The organism is Paenibacillus sp. sgz302115 (genome assembly GCF_056120445.1).
Map to the genome: position 1 here is coordinate 1 of NZ_JBVYOK010000046.1, position 8,552 is coordinate 8,552.

The following is an 8,552-nucleotide window of genomic DNA, read 5'->3' on the forward strand; positions in this document are numbered from 1 at the left end:
AGAGTGCTTCTTTCACAATCTCGAGTCGGATTTCCTCATAGGCTTTTCTCTTCTTCATGAAACTCGCCTCCCTCTTCTTTCAGTGTAATAAATTGGGGGGCAACTCTCCAGTTTCATTAGGGGGCCTAGGAGTTTCTGCCGTTGTTTCACCCAGAGCCCGCCTGCGGCACTCTAACAACGGCATTTTTGCCGTTGTTTCACCCACTTCCCGCCCGCGGCTCTCCAACAACGGCACTTCTGCCGTTGTTTCACCCAGAATCCGCCTGCGGACCTCTAACAACGGCATTTTACCGTTGTTTCACCCAGAGCCCGCATGCGGCACTCTAACAACGGCATTTCTGCCGTTGTTTCGTTCAGTACGCACTAACGGCGTTTGCTTCGCCTGATTCCACGGCAGCTCTGCCGCTTCCTTCACTACAACAGGGATGCCCGCCTGCCTTCACGGCACAGCGGGCATCCCTGTTTCTTCACGCTATCGCTCAATCCTCACGACCAGGCAGCGCACGCTCCAGCTCCCGGTGCTTGCCGGGCCAGAAGGCCCATTTTCCAAAAAGAACGGTAATCGCAGGCACCAGGAACGGACGGACCACGAAGGTGTCCAGCATCACACCAATGGCGGTGATGATGCCGAACTGCACCAGCACCTGAATCGGCAAGCTTGCCAGCACGGCGAAGGTTCCGGCCAGAATGAGCCCGGCAGAGGTAATGACCGAGCCGGTCTCGTTGACACCCTCGGAGATAGCCTGCTTCAGCGGCATCACCTTACGTTTTTTCCAGATGTTCGAGATCATGAAGATGTTGTAGTCCTCACCAAGCGCCACCAGGAACACGAAGGAGTATAGCGGGATCGCTCCCTGAATAGCATCCGCACCCAGCAGGTAATGAATAATAATCCAGCCAAGGCCGAGGGCCGAGAAGAAGGAGAGGATAACAGTTGCTACCAGGTAAACCGTCGCCACTACAGAGCGCAGATAGATCAGCAGCAGTACGGTAATCAGTCCGATAACAACCGGAATAATCAGGTCCGTATCCCGTTCCCCCAGCTCCTTGGTATCATGCTGGGTTGCCGTCTGCCCGCTGATCCATACGCTGTCTTTGGCGTTGTCCAGACCGGATTCTACAAGCGCCTGTTCCACTGAGGCCTGCAGGGCCGGAATGTGACTCATGGCCTCCAGCGAATATGGATTGCTTTTGAATTCAATATCATAGCCGAGAATGTTCTTGTTGACCGCACCCTGCTGCGGATCGGACACCGTATCAATATAAGAAATGCCGCCAAGGACAACCTTGATGTCCTCTCCGTCTACCTTACCCTGCGTATCCACCATGAGCTTCGCGGGGGCCAGTTCTCCGGGGGAGAACTGTTTGCCGATCAGATCAAAGCCTGCGCGTGACTCCATATCCTTCGGGAAGGAGGACAGAATATCATAGGTGAACTTGATTCCGCTGGAGAACGAGGCCAGCACCCCCAGTATGACAACGGTCACCCCTACAATGGCCCAAGGGCGGGAAACGACAAGGCCGCCGATTCCTTTTTTGGTGGAGGCTTTGGGCTGTGGAGCCGGTTTGCCTTTAGCTTTCGCCCGTTCAGCCTCCATCTGAGCTGTGCGCGGAATAAAGGGAAAGAACGAAGTCCGGCCAAAGATCGCAAGCAATGCCGGTACCAGCGTCAGGCTCGCAATCCCCATGATCAGAATCGAGACGCTGAACGGAACCGCAAACCGGTGGTAAGCGCCGTACTTGGCCAGCAGCAGCGCAAACAACGCCAGCACAACCGTAAACCCGCTCATCGCGATAGCACCCGAGGAATGGGAGATGGCACGCCGCAAAGCATTGCCCTTGCTCTCTTCCACCTTCAGCGTCTGACGGAAGCGGGAGATCAGGAACAGGCAATAGTCAGTGCCGGCACCGAACAGCAGGACAGTCATAATGGAAATGGCCTGGGAATCGACAGTGATCCAGCCCTCCTGGGCCATTTTGCCAAGCACGGGACTGGTTACTCCATACGCAAAGCCTACCGCAACCAGCGGAATCAAGGCGAGGATCGGCGAACGGTAGATCAGCAGCAGGAACACCAGTACCAGCACTACCGTGGCAATCAGCAGCGAAACATCCGCATTCTTGAACAGCCCTGTGGCATCGACGGAAATTCCCACCGGTCCGGTTACCCGGAGGCTAAGCTCTCCGCTGTCCACCTTCGCCGCCGAAGTCTCGCTGCCCGTTTCTGCATTTACAAGCTTTTTCATAGCAGATAGAGCTTCACGAAGCTGTTCACTGTCTGCCGTCTTCTCAAAAAGCACCGGCGTCACCAGTGTGCTGCCATCCTCTGACAATGAGGCCTTAAGCGCCTGCGGCGGCAGCTTTCCCAGCGGCGGGACATAAGTCTGATGCTCCAGCGGCTGCTTTTCAAGCTTGCCGTATACAGCAATAATCTGCTTCAGGTCCGCTTCGGACATCCCGCCTTCCCTGTGCCATACAAGCAGCGCTGGTACACCGCTTCCGGCAGGGAACTCCCTTTCGGCAACTACAGATGCCTTTACGGACGGCGAGCTCTCAGGCAGATTCGAGGCGTTGTTCAACTCCTGGGAGTTCACACCCGGCCACAGCATAGTGAGCGCTGCTACCACTGCAATCCACACTAGCAAAGTAATCCACTTGCTCTTGCTGCCTGCCACCCATTTACCGTAGCCTGACATTCCTTTCATCCTCTCCTCGCACCCTCCGGCCAAAAATGAACCGTGGGTCATTTTCATATCCTTATCATATATATGCCGCAAATTTTAAGCAAACCTTTTTTTAGACTCTGTTAATCAACCCTGTGATCATTACTTGAGTTGATTTCATGCTAGAATGGAATTATTCGGTTTTTAGGAGGAGAAAAATGGAAATCCGGAAACTACGTGCAGATGAAACACCTCCAATAGAGTTGTTGTTATTAGCTGACCCTTCGCAATCACTTGTTGAAGAATATGTGCAAAGGGGAGAATGCTATGTAGCTGAAAGTGACAATCAAATTGTCGGGATTTATGTACTGCTTCCAACAAGACCTGAAACTGTAGAATTGGTAAATATTGCGGTCGTAGAAGCTCTGCATAATCGGGGGATTGGGAAGCAGCTGCTAATTGATGCAATTCAAACAGCTAAGTCAAGAGGATACACAACGATAGAAGTTGGAACTGGAAATTCAAGCATAGGACAATTGGCTCTATATCAAAAATGCGGTTTTAGAATAACTGGTGTCGATATGGATTTTTTCGTCAGACACTACAGCGAAGAAATTTTTGAAAATGGCATACAGTGCAGGGATATGATTAGATTATCTCAAGATTTATTTCCCTTAACAGAGCCTCCGGAAAAATAACCCCAAATCCCTGTGCACATCAAGAACAAAACGGCTACGCCGACCTTTATGGACAACGTAGCCGCTTTAGATTTCAGTTTAGCGTTGCCTGGAGGACCCTTTATGATTCCTTCGGTAATTCCAGGTGGAAAAAGGATCACTAATTTGCTCGAGCACCCTATTCTCCGCAGGTGAAGTGGAAAAAGGTTAACTAATTCAGCTCCTTTCGCTCTTGACGAAGGAATATGACCCAATTAAGTTTCCTTTTTCCACTTGAAACTCACAATTGTTGATTTTGGAGAGAAATAAGTTCCCTTTTTCCAACTATATAACTTGAACTTAAAAAAGTAGGTAGGTCAGAACTCGCATTCTATTGCATCCTCTGCACCAGATGACCCATAAATCATTCGAAAAACTCAATCTACTGCACTCTGTACATTAGATCCCTTAGAAAAGCTGTATTTAACTCTATATCCGAAAATCTATTGCAAGAAGTGCAGTCATGCAAAAAATCCACTATGGTTATCCAACATGGAGACTACGGATTTCTAGTTCAATCTATATAGCACTGCTCACCTGCTTCTTCGCCAGCGCTAGTTGGAAAAAGGCGATCGAATCCGACTGCACATCTTATCCACAAGAAAGAGAAATCATAATTTCCTAAACAACGAAAAAGCTCCCCTGCACACAGTTAGGACTTCGCCTGCTGTGAACAGAGGGGCTTCGGGCAGCCGCCAAATATAAATTGTTCGGCCTTGTATTTATTGCATCAGCTTAACTTACTTCCACCAGATCGTCACCGGAGAATTGGCTGTTGTACAGGTCGGCGTAGAAGCCACCCGCTTCCAGCAGCTCTACATGCGTGCCTTTCTCAATGACACTGCCGTGATTCATCACAAGGATCAGATCGGCGTCACGGATAGTCGATAGGCGGTGGGCGATGACAAAGCTTGTTCTGCCCTTCATCAGCGTGTTCATCGCCTTCTGGATTTGTACCTCAGTACGCGTATCAACGCTGCTTGTCGCTTCATCAAGAATCAGAATGGACGGATCGGCCAGAATCGCCCGGGCAATCGTCAGAAGCTGCTTCTGCCCCTGCGAGATGTTGGAGGCTTCCTCGTTCAGAATCGTGTTATAGCCGAGCGGCAGGGTACGGATAAAGTGATCGGCATGCGCAGCCTTGGCAGCCCGCACCACATCCGCTTCTGTAGCGCCTTCGCGGCCATAGGCAATATTTTCGCTGATTGTGCCGTTGAACAGCCACGTATCCTGCAGCACCATACCGAATTTGCTGCGCAGCTCGCTGCGCTTCATATCGGTGATATTGACGCTGTCGATGATAATCTCCCCGCCGCTGATTTCATAGAACCGCATCAGCAGGTTGATCATCGTGGTTTTACCGGCGCCGGTCGGCCCTACAATCGCAATGGTCTGTCCGGGGCTGACCTCAATATTCATATCCTCAATCAGGATGGCATCCTCTTTATAGCCAAATCTCACATGACGGAATTCAACAGAGCCTTCTTCAGCATCCGCCGTGCGTTTCGCCAGGGAGGTGCTAACCTCAGGAACTTCCTCTTCTTCATCCAAAAGCTCAAATACACGTTCCGCCGAAGCAATCGTCGATTGAATAATGTTGGCAATATTAGCTGTTTGTGTAATCGGCATGGTGAACTGGCGTGAGTATTGGATAAAGGCCTGGATATCCCCGACATCAATGATTTTCTTGGTAACAAAAATACCGCCGACCACACAGACGAGCACATAACCCAGGTTGCCGATAAACATCATCAGCGGCATGATCATCCCGGACATGAACTGTGAGCGCCAGCCGGAGTCGTACAGCGAGTCATTGATTTTGTCAAACTCATCAAGCGAATGCTTCTCACGGCCAAAAGCCTTGATAATCCGGTGACCGGTGTACATTTCCTCAACATGGCCGTTGAGCTGTCCCAGCGATTTCTGCTGGCCGATGAAGTAGGATTGTGAGCGTTTGGTGATGCCCATAATAACCACAAAGCTCAGCGGCAAGGTAATGATCGTGATCAGAGTCAGCCAAGGGCTGATGGTCAGCATCATGATAATGACACCGATAATGGTTACGATGGATGTAATGAGCTGCGTCAAGCTCTGCTGAAGCGTAGTGCTGATGTTGTCCACATCATTAGTGGCGCGGCTGAGAATTTCCCCGTGTGTCCGGGAGTCGAAATATTTCAGTGGCAGACGTTCCAGCTTGCTGTTGATCTGCTCGCGCATATCGAAGACAACCTTCTGGGCGACACCGGACATCACATACTGCTGCACATAGCTGAACAACGCGCTGAACAGGTACAGGCCAGCCAGGAGAAGCAGAATTTGGTTCACATAGTCAAAATCAATCTTCGCTCCCGGCACTTTCATGAGAATGCCATAAGCGCCTTCGAACAGCTTGGTTGTCGCTTTACCCATCACCTTAGGGCTGAAAATACTGAATACGGTACTGGCAATTGCCATAATAAAAACGATGAGAAGCTGGAACTGGCGGGGCCGCAAATAACGGATCAGACGGCGCAGCGTCCCTTTAAAATCTTTGGCTTTCTCAGGAGGCAGCCCCATACCCGGACCGCCGGGTCCGCGCCCGCCGCCAAAACCGCCATGCCGGCGGGGAGCCGGCTTGCTTGCACTATTCTGTTCACTCATGCTATTTCCTCCTCTGAAAGCTGCGAGGATACGATTTCGCGGTACACATCGCTATTCTCCATCAGCTCACGGTGCGTGCCCATTCCGGCAATCCGGCCTTCATCAAGCACAATAATCCGGTCGGCATCCATAACGGTGCTGACCCGCTGGGCAACAATCACTACAGTCGATTCCGTAGTCTCGGTCTTGAGCGCAGCGCGCAGCTTGGCATCCGTCTTGAAGTCAAGGGCCGAGAAGCTGTCGTCGAACAGATAGACCTCCGGTTTTCTTACCAGTGCGCGGGCAATGGACAGCCGCTGCTTCTGGCCGCCGGAGACGTTGCCGCCGCCCTGGGCGATTTCCGAGTTGAAGCCGTCTTTCATTGCGGACACGAAATCGAAGGCCTGCGCCACCTTGGCCGCATGAATAATCTCTTCTTCCGTAGCATCATCTTTGCCGTAGCGTATATTCTCGTTGATGGAGCCGGTGAACAGCACCGCTTTTTGCGGAATATATCCGATCTTGCTCCGCAGCTCTTCCTGTGTCATCTCACGCACATCAACACCGTCTACCCGCACGGCGCCTTCAATAACGTCATAGAATCTCGGAATCATGCTGAGCAGCGTAGATTTCCCTGACCCTGTACCGCCGATAATGGCTGTAATTTCACCAGGCCGGGCGCTGAAGCTGATCCCGGAGAGCGCTGGCTGTTCCGCACCAGGGTAAGAGAAGGATACGTTGTCGAACTCGACAAAACCGCGCATGCCATCACGTCCATCCTTGCGGGTCACTGCAGCAGTTGTCTGAAGCTGCGCAGCCGTTGGATCTGTAATTTCCGGCCGCATATCCAGCACCTCGTTAATACGAAGCGCAGAAGCAGACGCCCGGGGAATCAGCACAAACATCATGGATACCATGATCAGGGAGAACATGATCTGCATCGCATATTGAATAAAAGCCATCAGCGAGCCGACCTGCAAATCGCCGTCGCCGATCCGGATTCCACCGTAATACAGGATGGCGATCATCGAGAAGTTCATCACAATCATCATCAGCGGCATCAGACCGGCCATAATTTTATTAACCTTGATGGCAGTATCCGTTAGATCTCTATTGGCTTCAGTGAACCGTTCGTTCTCATGGCTAATCCGGTTGAACGAGCGGATGACACGGATACCCGTCAGATGCTCGCGCAGCACGCGGTTCAATTTGTCCAGCTTGACCTGAATCGCCTTGAACAGCGGCAGCCCCTTCATGCCGATGAAGAGAATCGCGCCGATAAGCAGAGGAATAACTACTACGAAGATCAAGGACAGCCTGGCATCCTCCGAGACCGCCATAATAATCCCGCCGATCATCATCATCGGTGCGCCGACCATCATACGCAGCATCATAGTCAGCACGGTCTGAACCTGTGTAATATCATTGGTGGTGCGTGTAATCAGCGAGGCTGTTCCCAGCTTGTCAAATTCATGCAGGGTGAAGTTCTCCACATGATTGAACATCCGCGAGCGGGTGTTCTTGCCGAAGCCGGCGGCGATTTTTGCCGACAGGTAGCTGGCAATGATCGAACACAGGGCGCCTCCCGCTGCAACCAGCAGCATGAAGCCGCCGATTCTCCAAATGTAGCTGCGGTCTCCCTGCACAATCCCTTTGTCAACAATGTCGCTCATCAGGGTAGGAAGATACAGATCCCCCATTGACTGCAGAAACACAAGTATTAACACCGCTGCTACAGCCAGCCTAAAAGGCTTCAATTGCTTCAATAATTTAATCACGTTTCTCATCTCCGTTCATTTGTAACCGGTCTAGATTAGGCGGCGGATTGTCCTCTATGAACCTATGCACCTTCTGCAGCAAATCTGCCAATTGGTTGCACTCGTCTTCGCCCAAATGTTCCACCAGCCTGTTAAGAGTAGCATCCATATGATCCCTCGCCCTGCGGGTAATAATCTTCCCCTGCTCCGTAAGCTTGATGCGCACAACCCGCCGGTCGGAGGCATCCGCTTGTCTCACTACCATCTGCTTGGCCTCAAGACTGTTGATAAGCTGCGTAACAGTTGGGGGCGTAAGTCCCAATAACCGGCTGATCTCGGAAACCTTCATTCCCTCATCCGCTGCATGTGACCGTTTGGCGATGCATATTAATAAAGTCATCTCACTGGGCTTATGTCCCTCTACCGTCTTCTGCCAATGGGCTTTACGCAAATGCCGGAGTGCGGAGAAAAGCCGGTGCGCGACTGGATTTTCTTGATCTATCCCAATGTGCCCACCTCCATTTTAATTAGGTATACAAATATTTAAACACGCTATTAATTAGGCAACCTAATTATATTTTCGCCATGGCTCTTTGTCAATTGTTGTATCCGTTATCAATTATTACGGAATGAAGAACAGCAGCTTCTTCATTTAGACAATCGAGTAGGAGGGGGCGGTAGGCCCCCGTCCTCTCACACCACCGTACATGCGGGTCCGCATACGGCGGTTCCAAAAGTTAACAAAGCTCCAGATAACGTGAAAGCAAACTTTTCAGCCCTCTCGCTTCCCAGTAGGA

General features: G+C 51.2%; 5 protein-coding genes. 1 reads left to right on the forward strand and 4 read right to left on the reverse strand.

Annotated elements, in window-relative coordinates; translation table 11 throughout:
* Positions 1 to 479 precede the first annotated feature (479 nt).
* Positions 480 to 2,705 carry an MMPL family transporter gene (locus AC0LWN_RS32495; protein WP_474672724.1) on the reverse strand — a complete coding sequence of 742 codons (2,226 nt, stop codon included), beginning with the start codon at positions 2,703 to 2,705 and terminating at the stop codon, positions 480 to 482.
* Positions 2,706 to 2,881: 176 nt separating this feature from the next.
* Here AC0LWN_RS32495 and AC0LWN_RS32500 point away from each other — a divergent pair, with 176 nt between their 5' ends.
* Positions 2,882 to 3,361, forward strand: coding sequence for a GNAT family N-acetyltransferase (locus tag AC0LWN_RS32500; RefSeq protein WP_474672726.1), 480 nt, complete (start codon positions 2,882 to 2,884; stop codon positions 3,359 to 3,361).
* 753 nt (positions 3,362 to 4,114) lie between these two features.
* Here the strand turns inward: AC0LWN_RS32500 and AC0LWN_RS32505 are convergent.
* Genes AC0LWN_RS32505 through AC0LWN_RS32515 form a run of 3 tightly spaced genes read right to left on the reverse strand, consistent with a single transcriptional unit; the run spans position 4,115 to position 8,155 of the window.
* Complete coding sequence (locus AC0LWN_RS32505) at positions 4,115 to 6,019, reverse strand: ABC transporter ATP-binding protein (protein WP_474672728.1); 1,905 nt, start codon at positions 6,017 to 6,019, stop codon at positions 4,115 to 4,117.
* Complete coding sequence (locus tag AC0LWN_RS32510; RefSeq protein ID WP_474672730.1) at positions 6,016 to 7,776, reverse strand: ABC transporter ATP-binding protein; 1,761 nt, start codon at positions 7,774 to 7,776, stop codon at positions 6,016 to 6,018. Before AC0LWN_RS32510 ends, AC0LWN_RS32505 begins: the two co-directional genes overlap by 4 nt.
* Positions 7,769 to 8,155: a MarR family winged helix-turn-helix transcriptional regulator gene (locus tag AC0LWN_RS32515; protein WP_474672732.1), complete on the reverse strand. Its 387-nt coding sequence runs from the start codon at positions 8,153 to 8,155 to the stop codon at positions 7,769 to 7,771. The genes AC0LWN_RS32510 and AC0LWN_RS32515 overlap by 8 nt, the downstream gene beginning before the upstream one ends.
* Between the last annotated feature and the right edge of the window lie 397 nt (positions 8,156 to 8,552).